We start from the raw sequence: 17,888 nt of genomic DNA on the forward strand, positions 1-17,888 counted from the left end.
ATAGTTATCGTGTCTTTTAGTGTCTCATTCTCTGAAAAAAGATTTATCATCGTAGATATAGCTAACAACAACAGGACGAGACGATAACTATTTTCAGCTATTAACTTCACAAAATCCCTTCAAAACTTGTTCTGTTGCAAAGTAATACTTTATCTTTTATTACTGCAATTATACAAAAAAAAGAGCAGAGAATCTCCTCTGCTCTCACTGACTTAAATTTGTTTTAACAAATTAGCCATTTCAATCGCTGAAACTGCTGCTTCTGCACCTTTATTACCCGCTTTTGTGCCAGCACGCTCTATTGCTTGCTCAATCGTGTTGGTCGTTAGGACACCGAAGATAATTGGAATGCCCGCTTTATTTGCTGCGCCTGCTACGCCTTTTGCAACTTCATTGCTGACATAATCAAAGTGAGGCGTCGAGCCTTTAATAACAGTTCCCAACGTGATAACTGCGTCATATTTTCCAGTGCCAGCAAGTTTATCTGCTACTAGCGGAATCTCAAATGCCCCTGGCACCCAGGCTACATCTACTTTTGCTTCGTCTACACCGTGACGTTTCAATGTATCAATAGCACCGCTTAGCAGTTTGCTTGTGATGAATTCATTGAATCTGCCTACAACAATACCAATCTTTAAATCTGATCCTACTACATTTCCTTCGATAACGTTTACCATGTGAATGCTCCTTTATTGTTAGGATAGTGACTATCCTCTATTTATTTTCTGTTATAAAGCCTTTGTCTTATTTCCCTGGCGATATGCAATTAAGTCTTCGATTGTAATTAGCGGCAACCCATGCACAGCTGCAAGGTTTTCTAAATCAGGCATGCGAGCCATGGAGCCATCTTCCTTCATAATCTCGCAAATATAACCCACTTCAGCTGCTCCTGCTAGTTTTGCTAAATCAACTGCAGCCTCTGTATGTCCTGGTCGCTCCAGTACGCCGTTTGATTTCGCAATAAGCGGAAAGATATGTCCTGGTCGCTGGAAATCCGCTGGTTTACTTGCACTATCAGCAAGCTTTGTAATCGTATGGGCGCGTTCATAGGCACTAATACCAGTTGTGGAATCGATATGATCGACACTTACCGTGAATGCCGTCCCGTGTGGATCTGTATTTGTATTTACCATCGGGGGCAAATCCAATTTTTCAGCAATTTCCCGGGAAATAGGCGCACAGATCAGACCTTTTCCGACAGAAGCCATAAAATTAACCGTCTCAGGAGTTGCAAATGCTGCTAAGGCTAGCAAATCTCCCTCATTCTCTCGATCCTCATCATCGGTAACAATGATCAGCTTTCCGCTTTTTAAGTATTCCATTGCATGCTCGATAGTCGTTTTCACGTTGCAACTCTCCTCAATCTAAGAATCCATTCTGTTCCAAAGTCTCTTTCGAAATTCCTGCAGGATCCGCTTTTTTCTGGTGCTCCAGCAGACGCTCCATATATTTGGCAAGCTGATCAAACTCGAGATTCACATAATCGCCAACCTGCTTATCTCCTAAAATCGTCGCTTGCCTTGTCTCGGGAATTAGAGAAATCGTAAATTTGTCTTCTCCTACCTCAAAAACTGTTAATGACACCCCATCTACAGAGATAGACCCTTTTGTCATTAAATATTGGAGACCTTCGCTTACTGAAATGTCGATATAACGTGCATTTGCTTCTTCTCGAATGGATGTAATTGTTCCGTTTGTATCAACGTGACCACTTACGAAATGACCGCCTAGTCTGCCTGCAGGCTGCAGCGCGGGCTCCAAATTCACTGCATCGGAGCTGCGCAAAGCGGACAGCGTGCTGGACCGGAATGTTTCGGGCATCACATCCACTTGAAAGCTATGCGGAGTAAACGTTGTAACGGTGAGGCACACACCGCTAACAGAAATACTGTCTCCTATATGCATATCTTTGGTGAGCTTCTCACTGGCAATCGTAAGCTGCATCGCCTCTTCTTGTTTTTCTACAGCAATTATGCTGCCTACTTCTTGAATAATTCCAGTAAACACGATTCTCCTCCTCGTTCCTGCTCATCCGACTAGGGACAAACCAATCTATTAGACATTACGAATGGGAATATGACCGTCTCGGGGCAATGTGACGGTTTAGTGGGGGTGGTACTGTAAACTATCTCCATAAGTCGGCAGTGAAACACACATCTTTCTTACACCGCTTTACCAAAATAGTTAACATAAAAAGCCCCAGAATAACTGCTTCTGGGGCTTTGGCTTTAAAAGTTATAGCGAAAATAAGCTAGTGTCATATGACAAAGCTCATGTTGGCATGTGGATAGCACGCCGTTTCCTCTTTCCCATCCAGACTATACTGTCGGCTTTGGAATCTCACCAAATCCACCGTTATGATAACGGGTCACGGACTGAAGACAGCTAAGCTGCCTATCACCGCCGGTCGGGAATTTCACCCTGCCCCAAGAGAAAACCTATTCGATTGCTTACAACATTAACATATTTTTTATCGTGTTGTACAGAGAGAAAATTATCTAAAAATTATATTGACTCCAATTGGAATAATAAGTAAACTAAGACAGTAAAATAATGTTGACCGGTAAAATTTTGTTTACAGAGGAGGAGTACCGATGAAACAAGTAATGGCGTTGACCACCTATGAGCAGTTAAAAGCAATCAGTGACCCGCTGCGCGCAGAGATTATTATGAAACTAGTAGAAACATCCTATACTGGCCAGCAGCTTGCTGTCATGCTCGAAATCAGCAGGCCGAAAGTCCACTACCATTTAAAAGAATTAGAGAAAAATAGCTTAATTGAGGTGATACGCACCGAGGAGAAAAATGGCATTATACAGAAATTCTATCGAGCTACAGCCAGAGGCTTTTATCCATCGGAGGATTTGCTTCCTTACGCAGAAGCATTGAGTGAATCTACACGGCAGCTATTTGTACAGATGGCGAATAAAACAAAAACGGCAATTCTAAGTGCCCCGGAATCGACCTTTGCTAAAGCAGCTGGATCTACTGACCCGAAAGATTGGGAAGCAATCGGGAGCATTTGGGAAATCAGCGCTACAGAAGCGGATTTTAAAGCGTTCACACAAGGCTTATTTGATTTAATGCAAGAGCTTCGTCAAAAAAGTGAGGCAGCCGAAAAAGACCCAAATGGGAAGCTCTATTACTTTTCTGCCTTTGGTTTTGAGATGGAGGAACCATCATTTGATCAGATTGATTTAAATGAGGAGGACTAAGAGGTATGCTTGGTATCTTGAAACAGCGAAACTATGGTTTGCTTTTCTCTGGTCGAATTGTCACGAACATCGGTGACAGTATTTATTTTATTGCCGCCATGTGGCTTGTTTATGAACTGAGCGGAAGCGCTTTTTACACCGGGCTGGCCGGATTTCTGACACAAATCCCGAATGTGTTGCAATTTTTAATTGGTCCGCTCGTCGATCGCTGGCCGATACGTGCAACCCTGCTGTGGACCCAGGCGCTCCAAGCTGTCCTTGTACTGCTGATTCCGCTTGCTGCTTGGCTTGATTTTCTATCTGTCACCCTCGTCCTCATCATCATGCCGATTTTAACTTGCATCGATGCCTTTGCTTACCCGACAGAGGTAAAAGCTTTGCCGATGATCTTGAAAAAAGAAGAGCTTCCATCAGGAAATGCGTTATTCTCTTTTGCTTATCAAGGCGTAGATTTAATCTTTAATGCTATTGCCGGCTTAATGACTGCCGTTTTTGGCGCTGCTTTATTATTCATCATTGATTCTTTCACCTTTTGTATCGCTTACCTTCTGTTCAGCTTCCTTAAGATCCCACACCAAAAAGCGCAATCCGAAACCACCGAAAAAGCGCGTACTGTTTTACACACCTACTTTGCAGAATTAAAAGAAGGCATATCTATTTTATTTAGTACAATCATGGCTGCAACGCTGCTGGGGGCTATTCTTTGTAACTTAGCAATAGGTGCAGCATTGGCGGTCATGCCAGCTTTTGCAGACGAGCGGGAAGGAGCGGCTGTTTATGGTTTTTATCTTGCAGCTATGTCCTGTGGCGCATTAATTGGGGCATTACTCGCTTCTTCCTTTAGTAAGCTCCCAATCGGAAAAGCAACAATCGTAACCGTCTTATTAGCCTCTGCAAGCTGGGCTGCTGCCTCTTTCGCTCCATGGACGTGGCTGAGTATTACCCTTTACGGTCTGGCTTGGGTGCCAATCGGCTGTATTAACGTGACTTTTGCAACGATCATACAGACCTTGCTCCCTGTATCGCTAATCGGACGGGTTACGAGTGCCAGCGCAAGCTTCAGCACCATCGCCATGCCAATCGGTTCCTTGGCCGGCGGCTATGCTGCTACCTTCATTCCGGTTGTCTGGGTATTTTGCAGTGCGGGTATAGGCGTAGCGCTGCTTTCGGTGACATGGCTATTACACCCGAAATTACGCAGACTGGGGCCATTAGCATCTCTTTCACCGGAATTACTCGGTTTCAAAGACTATACGGAGAAGGAAACAAGCTGATTAGGGCTTGTTTCTCCGAAGTACCGGACGGAGCGCCACCCAATAAAATGCATATCCTAACATCGCGCCTAATACATTCAGAATCACATCATCGATATCTACCGACCGATAATTATAGCCGACAAAGTAGTTTAATAAACCTTGAGTGGATTCGATGGCTATACTAAAAAGCAAGCCGCAGAAAACTACTACAAAAAAAGACCTCGTTTTCCGAATAAGCAGCGGCAAATAAAAGCCGAGCGGAGCAAACAAAAGAATATTTCCTCCGAGATTTTTAAGAGCTAGTCCATAACCGAAGCCGTCGATTTGCGTTGTATGCCAGATTTGCATGATAGAAGTAAGCGGTGATGTATTCCATCGATAACTCGTTTCAAGCTGCTGGTTCTCTTGGATAAGATTTTGATCGACCGGCAGCGGGAAAAAGGTAAGACAAATGACAGCAATCACATAAATTGCGAACGATGCCATTAATAAATGCTGTTTCTTGGTAATACCAAATGTCTGGTGAAACGGAATGATAGACAATAAATAGACAAACGCCAGAAATATAGCCGGCGCTACGTAATTTAACATAGTAATTATTCTCTCCTGTATCCTAAAAGTCCCTTACGTGGAGTAAGTGGACATATACTCTTTAGTCTACATGATTTTGTGTATATTGTGAATGAATAGATACAGAAAAGAAACCGCCTTTTTCGGGCGGTTTCTCATGTTTCAGCTTATTTCTTCATCACAGAAAGCATTAACGCTTTCTGAGCATGAAGTCTGTTCTCGGCTTCTTGGAAGACTGCTGATTGCGGGCCATCAATAACTTCTGCTGTCACTTCTTCACCTCGGTGCGCCGGAAGGCAATGCAAGAAGATAGCAGAAGAATCAGCAGCTTGCATAAGTGCTTCATTTACTTGGTAACCTCGGAAGGCATTTAATCTAGCCTGTGTCTCCTGTTCCTGCCCCATACTAGTCCATACATCTGTGTAAATAACATCCGCACCAGCAGCTGCTTCTACCGGATTTTCTGTAATGAGCAGGGACTCGGGGTCCGCACTGATTGCTTTGGCTTTCTCTGCAATTTCTGGTATCGGCTGATAACCGGCAGGGGACGCAATACGAATTTGCATGCCTGTCTTTGCCGCAGCAATCATCAGACTGTTGGCCACATTATTGGCATCTCCAATATAAGCAAGCTTGACACCTTCCAGCGTTCCCTTATGTTCCGAAATCGTCTGCAAATCTGCTAGTGCCTGACACGGATGATACAAATCTGTCAGACCATTAATGACTGGAATGGTCGCGTGAGCTGCGAGCTCTTCCACCATTTTATGCGAATTAGCGCGAATCATAATCGCATCCAAATAACCGGAAAGAACCTTTGCAGTATCTGCTACTGGTTCCCCGCGCCCCAATTGAAGATCGTTTGCATTCAAATAAAGCCCCGTTCCGCCAAGCTGGTAGATACCCGTTTCAAAGGAAACGCGGGTACGTGTGGATGACTTTTCGAAGATCATCCCGAGTGTCTTCCCCGCCAGCGGCTGGCTCAGCTCACCTTTTTGATGCTGACTCTTCAGCTCTGCTGCCAGCTCTAGAATAGATAGAATTTCTTCCTTCGTTAAATCTTGAAGAGAGAGAAGACTCTTCCCTGCCAATGTGTTTTTATCCGCTAACTGTTTCATCAAACACGCTCCTTCTTCGCTTGCTCCAAATAGTCCGACATCGACCGACATGCAGCCAAATCATCTTGACTTGCCAGCCAATAGCTTTCCATCGTAGCCAGGCTTGTGATACATGGGGTTTCTGTCTTCCAAGCTGCCTCACGAATACCTTGGAAGCCTTTCCGAGTGCTGCATACTGCTGTTATTTTTTGATCTTCAATCAACGTGATTGCTTCCTCATACGAGACAGCTTCATAAGCCGTACTAACTGGCAGAAATGCTGCTGTCTCCAGTGTTAGTACAACATTTGGCAGCTGCTCTAAAAGACTTTCCAGCTGCGGTATATCCGATGAGTCTAAGTCTAGGAGCACTTGCGTCTCTGCTGTAAGCTTGCGGAGTGTCTTCTCTTTCCAACCGAACGCTTTGTGAAGTGCTTCCGGCACGGTCTCCCCGATTCCAATTGCCTCTCCTGTTGATTGCATATCCGGACCGAGAAGCGGATCGACACCTGCTAATTTTGTCGTAGAGAAAACTGGCAGTTTTACCGCATAGAATGGCTTTTCCTTTTGTAATCCCAGCGGGTAGCCTAGATTTTGCAGGCTCCCTCCCATTTGGATTTTTGTCGCTAAGTCTACTAACGGAATACCTGTCACCTTGCTGGAAATCGGAACTGTACGCGAGGCACGCGGATTCACTTCCAGTACATACAGCAGCTCTCGGTTTTCACTAAATACAAATTGAATGTTCATGATGCCTTTCATATTTAGAGCAGCTGAAATTTTTCTTGCATAGGATACAATCTGTTCCTTTTCTGTTTCATTCAAGCTTGGTGCTGGGAAGACAGCTGTACTATCTCCGCTATGAATGCCTGCCGGCTCAATATGTTCATAGATTCCTGGAATTAGAATGTCCGCACCATCACACACAACATCCACTTCAACTTCCATACCTGGCACGTATTTATCCAAAAGCAGCGGGAATAAGCGTGATGGATGAATTTGCTGCTTTAAATCTTCTAAGTAAGTATTAAGCATATCTTCAGAATACAGAATAACCATCCCTTGCCCGCCGATTACATAGGATGGGCGAATTAAAATCGGATAGCCGATCAAGCGAGCTTCTTTGTGCAAAGAAGTGGTATCCATCACGGTTGTACCAGGGATATGCGGAATGTCCAGGTTATGAAGCAATGCATAAAAAGCTTCCCTGTTTTCTACCCGATCAATAGATGTTGTACTTGTTCCGGCAATCGTAACGCCAGCTTCCTCCAGCTCCGCAGCCAAATTGATGGCAGTCTGCCCGCCAAACTGCACAAGCACTTCATCTGCTTGTTCTTTTTCGATAATATGGAGCACATCTTCTTTCGTAAGCGGCTCAAAATACAAATGATCCGCTGTGTTGAAATCGGTACTGACGGTTTCAGGGTTATTATTAATTACAACTGATCGAATACCTTGTTCGCGTAAAGATAAAGCTGACTGTACGGAACAAAAATCAAATTCCACTCCCTGCCCAATTCGAATTGGACCTGATCCGAGCACAACAACCTTCTTATCCGCTGCTGGCAATGGATCCACCTCATCTTCTTCTGTCCAGCTCGAATAAAAGTATGGTGTTTGGGCAGAAAATTCTGCTGCACACGTATCCACCATCATATAAGATGGCTTGAGCTCTTGTTCCTTGATTAAACCTTCCACAGCTGCTAACGGCTGCTCAAATATCCGCGCTAGCGCAACATTACTGAAACCGAGTATTTTCGCATGTCGGAGAAGTTCTGGATCCGGCTGCCAGCCTCCGCTGCCTAAAGCTTGCTCTACATCGATGATACGTTTCATCTCATGGAGGAAGAATGTGGTGATTTCTGTCCATTCATGTATCGTTTCAATACTTATTTCGCGGCGAAGCGCTTCAGCGAGCAGAAACAATCTGCGATCATCTGCCGCTTTCAGCCCTTGCTCCAACGCTGCATCCGATAAAGCTTCCGCAGACGGCAGACGGAATTCCTCCAAGCCAACTTCTAAAGAACGAATAGCTTTGTGCAAGCCTGCCGGAAGATTACGCGACAATGCCATCACTTCACCGGTCGCTTTCATTTGCGTGCCAAGCAGCCGGTCAGCTTGGGTGAACTTATCAAATGGCCAGCGCGGGATTTTTACTGCAATGTAGTCGATTGCTGGTTCAAAGCTAGCGAATGTATCACCAGTAATGGGGTTGGGCACCTCATGTAAATGATAGCCAAGTGCAAGCTTGGCAGCGATACGGGCAATTGGATATCCTGTTGCTTTAGAAGCCAGTGCACTCGAACGGCTTACACGTGGATTCACTTCGATAATCACATATTCATCACTATCCGGGTTCAGTGCAAACTGAATATTACAGCCGCCAACAACACCTAATTCACGAATTACTTTACAAGATACTGTCCGCAGCATTTGGTACTGCCTATCTGTCAAGGTCTGGGAAGGAGCGACAACAATGCTGTCTCCTGTATGTATCCCAACAGGGTCGATATTTTCCATATTGCAAACAATAATGCACGTATCATTGCTATCCCGCATCACTTCGTACTCAATTTCCTTCCAGCCTTTCACACTCTGCTCGATGAGTACTTGGTTGATCGGGCTTGCTTGAATACCGCTTTTCACATAGCGCAAAAGCTCTGACAAATCATTCGCAATACCGCCGCCTGCTCCGCCTAGCGTATAAGCAGGACGAATAATAATCGGAAAACCTGTCTGTTCAGCGAAAGCCTTTGCTTCGGCTATGGAGGTAATTGGAAGACTTTCAGGTACAGGCTCTTTAATATCCTGCATCATCTGTTTGAACAGCTCCCGGTCTTCACCGCGCTGAATCGCATCTAACGGTGTACCTAATAACGTAACATTGTAGCCTTCCAAAACACCTGCTTGGTCCAGACTGACAGCAAGATTAAGCCCAGTCTGCCCCCCCAATGTAGGCAGCAACCCATCTGGCCGCTCCTTCTCAATGATATTCGTCAGTGACTCACAAGTGAGCGGCTCCAAGTATACTTGATCGGCAAAAGCTTGATCGGTCATAATTGTTGCTGGATTGTTATTAACAAGAATGACCTCGACGCCTTCTTCCTTTAAAGCGAGGCAGGCTTGTGTTCCTGCGTAATCAAATTCTGCCGCTTGCCCAATGACTATTGGACCAGAACCGATTACAAGGACCTTCTTAATTTGTGAATCTTTAGGCATATGTTGTCACTCCTCTGTTCCGAACCGAATTCAGGAATTGCTCAAATACATCGTACGTATCACTTGGTCCGGGATGTGCTTCCGGATGAAATTGGACACTCATAATCGGCTTTGAACAATGCTGCAATCCTTCTACGGATCCGTCATTCACATTGTTATAAAGAATATTCCATAAGGACTCAGAAATAGAAGCTTCATCGACCACATATCCATGATTTTGAGAAGTGATGGATACTTTGCCGCTCGGCAAATGCTGTACGGGATGGTTGCTTCCGCGATGTCCATAAGGAAGGCGCATCGTATTGCCCCCGAATGCGAGTGCCAGCAGCTGATGTCCGAGACAAATACCTAATGTCGGATAATGCTCTGCTATCCGTTTAATTTCATCTGCAAGGTAACCTAAAGATTTCGGATCTCCAGGACCGTTCGAAAGCAAAACACCATCTACGCCTGCATCCTGCAAAGTCTCCAGTTTTACGTCAAAAGGAAACACGGTAACACTGCAATTGTTTTGCAGCAGCATCTCGCGGATGGAACGCTTATACCCATAATCAATAATTGCTACATGCGCTGTCTGTAAACCCTTTGCCGGATAGAACTGCGCCTGTTTCACAGACACACTTTCTACAATTTTGTCTGATACTTTCGCTTGTGCTGGGATATTTCCCGGTGTTTTGGTCATCTTTCCGTACACATCCCCATGCTTGCGGATAATCTTCGTTAGCTTGCGCGTATCCACTTGCGCCAGAATTGGAAAGTTATGCGCATTGGCAATATCCTGCAATGTCTGCGTTGCTTGATAGTGAGATGGTGTCTCACACGGTGTAGAAATAATAAGTCCATGAATAGATGGGTTATGGCTTTCCTTATCTTGGGTATTAAATCCGTAATTTCCGATTAACGGGTATGTCATCGTTACAATCTGACCGGCGTAAGAAGGATCTGTCATTACTTCTTGATAGCCTGTCATCGCTGTGTTAAATACCAATTCTCCATCTGATTCTGTTGGCTTTCCAAGCCAGACACCTTCCAGAACATCTCCAGTGCTTAGCATTAAGTAGCCTTTTGTCTCTTCCATTTATGCTGCTCCTTTCGGAAACGGAGTTATGTTTATTCTTATTAATTAATAATTATGCATCAATAGTCAAAGAAAGAGTGAGCAGGTGCTCACCCTTCGAGTTTGGCAGCCTGCTCTTCTGTCCATCTTTTATTTGTTGCAAGCAAGGCTTCTATATTCTCCACCTGCTGCTGAACCCGTTCCTTTGCAGTTCCTCCAGGTATATTCCTGGCTGCTACAACCGTTTCCGGGGCAAGTGCCTGATAAATATCTTCTTCAATTAAAGCAGAAAATTGCTGCAGCTCTTCTAGTTTCAAATCCAATAAGTATTTTCCTTGTTCAATGCTGTACAGAACCGCCTGCCCGACAACAGCATGTGATTCACGGAACGCCATCCCTTTTTCTACTAGATAATCAGCAAGATCGGTCGCATTGGAAAAATCATTGCGGACAGCTTGGTACATATTATCTTGCTTCACATGCATCGTTTCAATCATAGGAGCGAAAAGTCCAAGCGCACCTTTCAATGTCTCTACTGTATCAAACATGCCTTCTTTGTCTTCCTGCATATCTTTGTTATACGCCAGCGGCAATCCCTTCAACGTTGTGAGCATTCCCATTAAATGACCGAAAACGCGACCTGATTTCCCTCGGACCAGCTCTGCTACATCAGGATTTTTCTTTTGCGGCATCATACTGCTTCCAGTTGAGAAGGCATCATCCAACTCTATGAAATTAAATTCCGCACTGGACCATTGCACCAATTCCTCTGAAAGCCGGGAAAGATGCATACTGATTAGACTGGCAGCGGATAAGAATTCCACTACAAAATCACGATCACTTACACTGTCCAGACTGTTCTCGGTAATGTCGTCAAAGTGCAGCTGCTTTGCTACAAAATGCCGATCAATTGGAAAAGTTGTGCCCGCTAAAGCACCAGCCCCCAATGGCATTTTATTCACACGCTTCCAGCTATCCTGCAATCGTTCCACATCACGCTGCAGCATATATGCGTATGCCATAAGATGGTGACCAAACAGTACCGGCTGCGCACGCTGCAGATGTGTGTATCCAGGCAGGATTGTACCCAAATGCTGTTTCGCTTGTTCTGTCAGCGCTGTTTGCACAGCTCCCAGCAAGCCGATTATATCGACGATTGCTTCTCGCAAATACAAGCGCATATCCAATGCCACTTGATCATTCCGGCTTCGGCCAGTATGCAATTTCCCCCCTACAGGACCGATTTGTTCAATCAGCAGTCGCTCCACATTCATATGAATATCTTCATCTGCTTCGGAAAGTGTCGCTTCTCCTGCTTGGATTTTGTTCAGCACTTGCTTCAAACCATCAGCAATAACACCGGCATCATCTTGTGAGATGATGCCGCATTTGCCAAGCATTGCTACATGCGCCAGACTGCCTTGAATATCATATTTTGCTAGTTTTTGATCAAAGCCGATGGAGGAAGTGTAGGCGTCTACTAATTCATTGGTCGGCTTCGTAAATCTTCCTCCCCATAGCTTCATTGTTTCACAGCTTCTTTTTTATCAATTTTCAACAATGCAGATGCTTCTGGTGCAGCTGTCTGTTGACGAGCTACTTCTGCTTGCACTTTTGTCGGAAGCCCCCATAGCTGAATGAATCCAAGTGCTGCATCATGATCGAACTTATCTTCTGGTTTGTATGTTGCCAAGTCAAAGCTGTATAGAGATTCAGCAGACTCACGGCCGATAACCAACGCATGTCCTTTGTACAGCTTCACTTTCACATTACCGGAAACTGTCTGCTGTGTCTCTTCAATGAACGCCTGCAATGCTTTAGTAAGTGGAGAATACCACAGACCGTCATAAATCGTCTGTGCCAGCTTTTGTTCGACAATTGGTTTGAACTGAGAAATTTCACGTGTCATTGTCAAAGCTTCAAGCTCCTGGTGAGCAGCGATTAATGTTACAGCAGCTGGACATTCGTAGATTTCGCGAGATTTGATACCTACTAATCTATTTTCCACATGATCTATACGGCCGACACCATGTTTTCCGGCGATATTATTTAGTTTTAGAATAAGTTCATCCAATGGATATACTTCTCCATCAATCGCAACCGGTTTTCCTTTTTCAAAGCTAATTGTTACGATTTGAGCTTCATCTGGAGCTTCCTCTGGATCTGCAGTCAATCCGAAAGCATCACTTGGCGGCTGCTCCCATGGATCTTCGAGAATACCGCACTCATTGGAACGACCCCAAAGATTTTGGTCAACACTGTATGGACTTTCTTTTCCTACAGGAACTGGAATATTATGCTGCTGTGCATATTCAATCTCCTCATCACGGCTCATCGCCCATTCACGAACAGGAGCAACAATTTTCAAGTCCGGGTCTAGTGCTGTAAAGCTGACGTCAAAACGCACTTGGTCGTTTCCTTTTCCTGTACAGCCATGTGCTACAGCAACAGCACCTTCTTCTTTCGCAATATCGACAAGTACTTTTGCGATTAATGGACGGCTAAGCGCGGAAACAAGCGGATATTTGCCTTCATAAAGCAAGTTCGCTTTCAATGCTGGAAGTACGTATTCTTCTGCATAAGCAGCTTTCGCATCTACTGTATAAGATTTGACGGCACCAACTTGCAATGCTTTTTCTTGAACGAAATCCAGATCTTTTCCTTCACCGACGTCTAAACCAACTGCGATAACGTCATAATTATATTTATCCTGCAGCCATTTAATTGCTACAGAAGTATCTAAACCACCAGAATATGCGAGTACGATTTTATCTTTTGCCATTTTTATATCTCCCTCTCCGTGCTGTATGCTCGATTTATCTATGTGAATTATTATGCAATAACACTAATATAAATTCAAGCATTATTTTGTTAATTTTCCGACTTCGTATCCTATTACCTTAATCGATAGCAAGTGCCTGCCCACTTTTGTCCATAAAAAAAAGACGAGTCAAAGGACTCGTCTTCGGTTTATACACCGCGTTTATTCCCCCATACAAGTGTATGAAGCTGCGGCAATACACGGACATGATTCAGTTCATTAGATGCTGATACTTGATCGATCAGCCATTCATACTTCGCCAGCAGTGCATCCTTCAATGCAGCATCGTCATAAGTTGTCGTATCATCATTTCCGACTTGTACATAAAAACCCACATCTGGATAACGTTTATGCACATCCGTCGCATAACGTAAATCTGCTTCATCGAAAATGACAACCTTTAAGCTTACATGATAAAGACGCCCTGCTTCTCTTAGATTTTCAATTATTTCATCAAGACGATGAAAGTCTGTTTTCATCAAGGAACTTGGCGGTTTTGGAGAGATAGTAAGATCATCAATCTCCAAGAACCAAGGCTGGTATCTGCTGCCTTGTGTTTCTAAGGCAATGCGAATATCCTTTTGTTTTAAAAACTGGGTGAACTCGCCTAGATTTTTTAACAGCGCTGGGTTTCCGCCAGAAATCGTCACATGACGGAAACGGTCACCGCCGGTTTCCTGCAGCTCATCCCAAATTTGCTCGGCTGTTAACTGCCGAATGTCTTCTTTCGCTGAACCATCCCATGTAAAGGAAGAATCACACCAGCTGCAGCTGTAATCACAGCCAGCTGTGCGGACAAACATGGTCTTTTGTCCGACGACCATTCCTTCTCCTTGTACAGTAGGACCGAATACTTCTAAAACCGGAAACTTACTTGCCATCTTCTATTCCTCGCTTTGGTCGATATATGCAGTAGCTAGTAGGTGTCTCGCGCAAGAAAACTTGCAAGCACTGCGGCTGATGAGGCAGCTGATCCAGCTCGTTTTGAATCAATTCATAGATTTTCCGAGCCATTACTTCTGTTGTCGGAAAATCGTTTTCTTTCAATACATCTGTATGGTCGTTCAAATACGTGTGATCGAATTTTTTATGAATCAGTGCTTTGATGGTAGAGAAATTGAATAAAAAGCCGCTGTCATCCAATTCATCTCCAGCAATTGTGATATTGGCAAAATACGTATGCCCGTGAACCTGCTGGCACTTGCCAGCATCAGGATGCTGAATGCTATGCGCAGCAGCAAAATGCAAATCTTTATTCAATTCATAACGAAAGTCATGCGGTACTTGCGGGTAGATTTGCTGAATCATACTTGTGCCGCCTTTTTCGCTTCGTACTGATCTAATCCGTTTTGACGCAGCTTACATGCAGGGCACTCGCCGCAGCCTGCCGCAATAACACCGTTATAGCAAGTGAGTGTTTTTTCCTTCACATATTCTAATTGACCGAGCTGGTCTGCTAATTCCCACGTTTCGGCTTTATCCAGCCACATAAGCGGTGTATGAATAACGAAATCTTTATCCATTGATAGATTCAGAGATACATTCAACGATTTCACGAAAATATCGCGGCAGTCCGGATAGCCGCTGAAGTCTGTTTCACATACACCTGTTACAAGATGCTTGGCACCAACTTGATGCGCTAGAATTGCAGCGAAAGACAAGAACACGAGATTACGTCCAGGTACGAACGTAGAAGGAAGCTCTCCTTCCTGTTCCTCAATTTCAATATCATCTCTCGTTAATGCATTTGGTGCCAGCTGGTTAAGCAAGGACATGTCCAGTACATGATGTTTGATTCCTTGTTCCTTGGCTATTTGTTCAGCCACTTCGATCTCCAAGCTGTGGCGCTGGTTGTAATTGAACGTAACTGCTTCCACTTCTTCGTATTGCTGCATCGCCCAAAACAGGCATGTTGTGCTGTCTTGACCGCCGCTGAATACGACGATCGCTTTCTCTTTCTTCATTTGTATGCTCCTTTTTCCAGACTTCCCCATTAAAAAAGCCTCTTTCGATTGGAAAGAGGCTGACAATTATCCATAAAAAATAAAAAAGACTATACCCAAGGATATAGTTCCTTAGTTTTTTATAGAGGGTTGTGCTAGAACCTCTCCCAGGATGGCCTGGATTTTTTATTTTATTCTGCTGATTATTGTATCATAGCTGCATTATTTTGCATACACAAATCACACTCGACGGGTACAACGGCAAAAAAAATCCAATCCTATGCTCCAAGGCATAAGATTGGATCTAATTTGATCAAAGCTGCTCAAACGCTGCGTTACTTAACTCGCTGTCGCGTTTATGACGCTCAATAGCAAGCTGGATAAGGCGATCAATTAGGTCTGGGTAAGAGATTCCTGTGATATCCCAGAGTTTTGGATACATACTGATTTTTGTAAAGCCCGGCAGTGTGTTTACTTCGTTTACAACGAATTCGCCTTCTTCTGTCAGGAAGAAGTCAACACGTGCAAGTCCTTCGACATCCAGTGTTTGGAACACTTCGACAGCAAGTTTTCTTGCTTGTTCGGTAACATTCTCGGAAAGCGGAGCTGGTATTGCCAGTTCGGCGCCGGATTCATCGATGTATTTGGATTCATACGAATAGAATTCTGTTTGCGGAAGGATTTCACCTGGCAGAGAAGCCATTGGTTCTTCATTGCCTAATACTGCGACTTCAATCTCACGGCCAACAATCGCTTCCTCCACGAGTACTTTCGTGTCATAGCGGAAAGCTTCTTCCAAACCTTTATAAAACTCCGCTTCGTTTTTCGCTTTGCTCACGCCAACAGAAGAACCTTGATTGGCAGGTTTAATGAAGACTGTGCTGCCTAGTGTTTCGGCTACTTCTTCGTAGCGGATAGATGCTAGCTGACGCTTCTTGAAGGTAAAGCCATTTGCAACGCGTATTCCTGCTTCTTTCAATAGACGCTTCGCAATATCTTTATCCATACAAACGGCCGAACTTAGGACATTTGGACCTACATATGGAAGGTTCGCTATCCGCAGCATCCCTTGCATGCTGCCGTCTTCACCGAGTGTGCCGTGCAGGATACTGAAAATAACATCTACTTGATCTAGCACTGCACCTTGGCTCGGACTGACAAGCTGCTTCTCTTTTAACCCTGGGATAACAGCGATACCTTGATCGGAAGGCTTTAATTCGATGTGCTTTGGATCTTGCGCGTTCAGCAAATAGTCTGCCTTATCATTCAGCTGCCATTTACCTTCTTTATCAATTCCAATTAAAACAACGTCATATTTATCTTTATCGATTGCATCAGCAATATTTTTTGCGGATTGTAAGGATACTTCGTGTTCTGCGGATTTACCGCCAAAGACGATACCTACTTTTGTTTTCCCCATCTGTATCATTCCTTTCTAACGTGAGACCATTGTTTTTATTTTATCACAAACGTGTAAAACTGCCTCTATGTCCAGTATAAAAATCGGTTTCATTGGCATCACTTTCGGTAACTATATACATTAACAACAGAGACAGGTGGAAGGAAATGGGCTATTACGATCATTTTGATGAATCCATTAATTATCGCCAGCACCCTGAGAAATATCGCGTAGGACGCGGCGAGCAAGGTGTTCTGATGGTGGAACCTTACAAGAGTGAGCTCCTTCCCCATTGGCGCTTCAAGACACCGGAAATTGCAGAGGAATCGTGCCACAAGCTTTCCGAGATGTTTGAAGAATACCGAAAGCAAGATGATTTTGTCGGAATGGATATGGCACGTAAATATATCCAAATGGGCTATACGAGAGCCAGACGGTATGCCAATTATAAGAGCGGCATAAAATATAAGGATAAAGAAAAGAAAGAAATAAACGAGCGCCAAATTGATGAAGAGAAAGCTGCTTCCGCACAGATATTCAAACGTAAATGGGATGAAATTAGAGAAGATGAAGATTATCTTTCCCGAAAAAAGGCGCATCAGAAACAATACGGATAGCTATCATCTAAAGATTCTAGTATGCTTTTAAAGACTAACTTTTGGAGGCACAGCTAGAATGAAAGGAATTACACATTTATTAATAGGTGCTGGCGCCGGTTTCGCCAGTGCTACTGCTTTGGATGCCGATGGCGCTGTCACCGTCACGATGACTTGTACGGCAGCAGTTGCCGCCCTGGTACCTGATTTAGACACAGGCGGACTTCTCTCAAACCGCATCACATTCTCACATAAAGCGATTCGCAATATTACTATCTTTATTGGATTATTGCTCATTTTATATAGTATGTGGAATCTTTACGGCCAGGATCGCTATATCGGTTTAGCGATTGGGGCAGGAATTATGGTTCTTTCCCGCGTAATAAATAAGAAGTTCATGCTTCTGATTACCGGCATTGCCGTATGCTTAACCGGGCTGTACGCAGGGCATACTTGGATAGTGATGAGCGGCTGTTATATTGGCGTTGCATCCTTTCTTTCCCACCGGTCTTATACACATTCCTTAATCGGTCTGCTCTACTTCTACATAATGATGACATTTTTCGAACAAGAGACAGCCCTTTTCGGAACACAGCTTGCTGGCACAGCTGGTTATGCAAGCCATTTGCTGGCTGACAGCCGTATATTCCCGGTCAATAAGCGAGGAGTAAAATTACTCCTTCCTATAATAAAAAAAGAATTTTAAAGGAGACGAT

At 44.1% G+C, this 17,888-nt stretch carries 16 protein-coding genes, 1 pseudogene and 2 riboswitches; of the genes and pseudogenes, 4 read left to right on the forward strand and 13 right to left on the reverse strand.

The genetic code is table 11. The features are described from left to right. Positions 1 to 212 precede the first annotated feature (212 nt). The 3 genes and pseudogenes from ribH to ribE form a co-directional block, all read right to left on the reverse strand. On the reverse strand, positions 213 to 677 hold the full coding sequence (gene ribH / locus B1K52_RS03070; protein WP_077305249.1) for a 6,7-dimethyl-8-ribityllumazine synthase: 465 nt from the start codon (positions 675 to 677) through the stop codon (positions 213 to 215). Between the two features lie 75 nt (positions 678 to 752). Continuing rightward, a pseudogene (gene ribB, locus B1K52_RS03075) lies at positions 753 to 1,346 on the reverse strand (3,4-dihydroxy-2-butanone-4-phosphate synthase); the annotation flags it as partial. A gap of 13 nt (positions 1,347 to 1,359) precedes the next feature. Then, positions 1,360 to 2,007, reverse strand: coding sequence for a riboflavin synthase (ribE, locus tag B1K52_RS03080; RefSeq protein WP_077305251.1), 648 nt, complete (start codon positions 2,005 to 2,007; stop codon positions 1,360 to 1,362). Positions 2,008 to 2,297: 290 nt separating this feature from the next. Continuing rightward, a riboswitch (FMN riboswitch) is annotated at positions 2,298 to 2,438 on the reverse strand. A gap of 156 nt (positions 2,439 to 2,594) precedes the next feature. On the opposite strand from ribE, the gene B1K52_RS03085 reads away from it, so the two are divergent. Then, positions 2,595 to 3,215, forward strand: coding sequence for an ArsR/SmtB family transcription factor (locus B1K52_RS03085; protein WP_077305252.1), 621 nt, complete (start codon positions 2,595 to 2,597; stop codon positions 3,213 to 3,215). 5 nt (positions 3,216 to 3,220) lie between these two features. Further along, positions 3,221 to 4,489 carry an MFS transporter gene (locus B1K52_RS03090; protein ID WP_077305253.1) on the forward strand — a complete coding sequence of 423 codons (1,269 nt, stop codon included), beginning with the start codon at positions 3,221 to 3,223 and terminating at the stop codon, positions 4,487 to 4,489. On the opposite strand, the gene B1K52_RS03095 is transcribed toward B1K52_RS03090, so the two are convergent. The 10 genes from B1K52_RS03095 to ddlA all read right to left on the reverse strand — a co-directional run bounded on the left by B1K52_RS03095 (position 4,490) and on the right by ddlA (position 16,597). After that, positions 4,490 to 5,062, reverse strand: a complete 573-nt coding sequence (locus B1K52_RS03095) for a VanZ family protein (RefSeq protein WP_077305254.1) — start codon at positions 5,060 to 5,062, stop codon at positions 4,490 to 4,492. Positions 5,063 to 5,208: 146 nt separating this feature from the next. Continuing rightward, complete coding sequence (gene argF / locus B1K52_RS03100; protein WP_077305255.1) at positions 5,209 to 6,159, reverse strand: ornithine carbamoyltransferase; 951 nt, start codon at positions 6,157 to 6,159, stop codon at positions 5,209 to 5,211. After that, positions 6,159 to 9,356, reverse strand: coding sequence for a carbamoyl-phosphate synthase (glutamine-hydrolyzing) large subunit (gene carB, locus B1K52_RS03105; protein WP_077305256.1), 3,198 nt, complete (start codon positions 9,354 to 9,356; stop codon positions 6,159 to 6,161). The genes argF and carB overlap by 1 nt, the downstream gene beginning before the upstream one ends. Further along, positions 9,349 to 10,434: a carbamoyl phosphate synthase small subunit gene (locus B1K52_RS03110; protein WP_077305257.1), complete on the reverse strand. Its 1,086-nt coding sequence runs from the start codon at positions 10,432 to 10,434 to the stop codon at positions 9,349 to 9,351. The genes carB and B1K52_RS03110 overlap by 8 nt, the downstream gene beginning before the upstream one ends. An 89-nt stretch (positions 10,435 to 10,523) precedes the next feature. Beyond that, entirely contained in the window at positions 10,524 to 11,939 is a 1,416-nt protein-coding gene (argH, locus tag B1K52_RS03115; RefSeq protein WP_077305258.1) for an argininosuccinate lyase, read from the reverse strand. Further along, entirely contained in the window at positions 11,936 to 13,195 is a 1,260-nt protein-coding gene (locus B1K52_RS03120; protein WP_077305259.1) for an argininosuccinate synthase, read from the reverse strand. The genes argH and B1K52_RS03120 overlap by 4 nt, the downstream gene beginning before the upstream one ends. A gap of 188 nt (positions 13,196 to 13,383) precedes the next feature. Continuing rightward, positions 13,384 to 14,115 carry a 7-carboxy-7-deazaguanine synthase QueE gene (gene queE, locus B1K52_RS03125; RefSeq protein ID WP_077305260.1) on the reverse strand — a complete coding sequence of 244 codons (732 nt, stop codon included), beginning with the start codon at positions 14,113 to 14,115 and terminating at the stop codon, positions 13,384 to 13,386. Beyond that, the gene (gene queD, locus B1K52_RS03130) at positions 14,105 to 14,542 is read right to left on the reverse strand and encodes a 6-carboxytetrahydropterin synthase QueD (RefSeq protein ID WP_077305261.1); all 438 of its coding nucleotides are present in this window, start codon (positions 14,540 to 14,542) and stop codon (positions 14,105 to 14,107) included. Before queD ends, queE begins: the two co-directional genes overlap by 11 nt. Then, positions 14,539 to 15,198 (reverse strand): 7-cyano-7-deazaguanine synthase QueC, encoded by a 660-nt coding sequence (gene queC / locus B1K52_RS03135; protein ID WP_077305262.1) that lies wholly within the window; start codon positions 15,196 to 15,198, stop codon positions 14,539 to 14,541. The genes queD and queC overlap by 4 nt, the downstream gene beginning before the upstream one ends. 105 nt (positions 15,199 to 15,303) lie before the next feature. After that, a riboswitch (PreQ1 riboswitch) is annotated at positions 15,304 to 15,348 on the reverse strand. Between the two features lie 142 nt (positions 15,349 to 15,490). Continuing rightward, positions 15,491 to 16,597 carry a D-alanine--D-alanine ligase gene (ddlA, locus tag B1K52_RS03140; protein WP_077305263.1) on the reverse strand — a complete coding sequence of 369 codons (1,107 nt, stop codon included), beginning with the start codon at positions 16,595 to 16,597 and terminating at the stop codon, positions 15,491 to 15,493. 146 nt (positions 16,598 to 16,743) lie between these two features. On the opposite strand from ddlA, the gene B1K52_RS03145 reads away from it, so the two are divergent. Beyond that, on the forward strand, positions 16,744 to 17,193 hold the full coding sequence (locus tag B1K52_RS03145) for a DUF4385 domain-containing protein (protein WP_077305264.1): 450 nt from the start codon (positions 16,744 to 16,746) through the stop codon (positions 17,191 to 17,193). Between the two features lie 58 nt (positions 17,194 to 17,251). Next, entirely contained in the window at positions 17,252 to 17,878 is a 627-nt protein-coding gene (locus tag B1K52_RS03150; RefSeq protein WP_077305265.1) for a metal-dependent hydrolase, read from the forward strand. Positions 17,879 to 17,888 lie beyond the last annotated feature (10 nt).

The sequence above is a fragment of the Terribacillus halophilus genome (assembly GCF_900162685.1).
Taxonomy (GTDB): Bacteria; Bacillota; Bacilli; order Bacillales; family Amphibacillaceae; genus Terribacillus; species Terribacillus halophilus_A.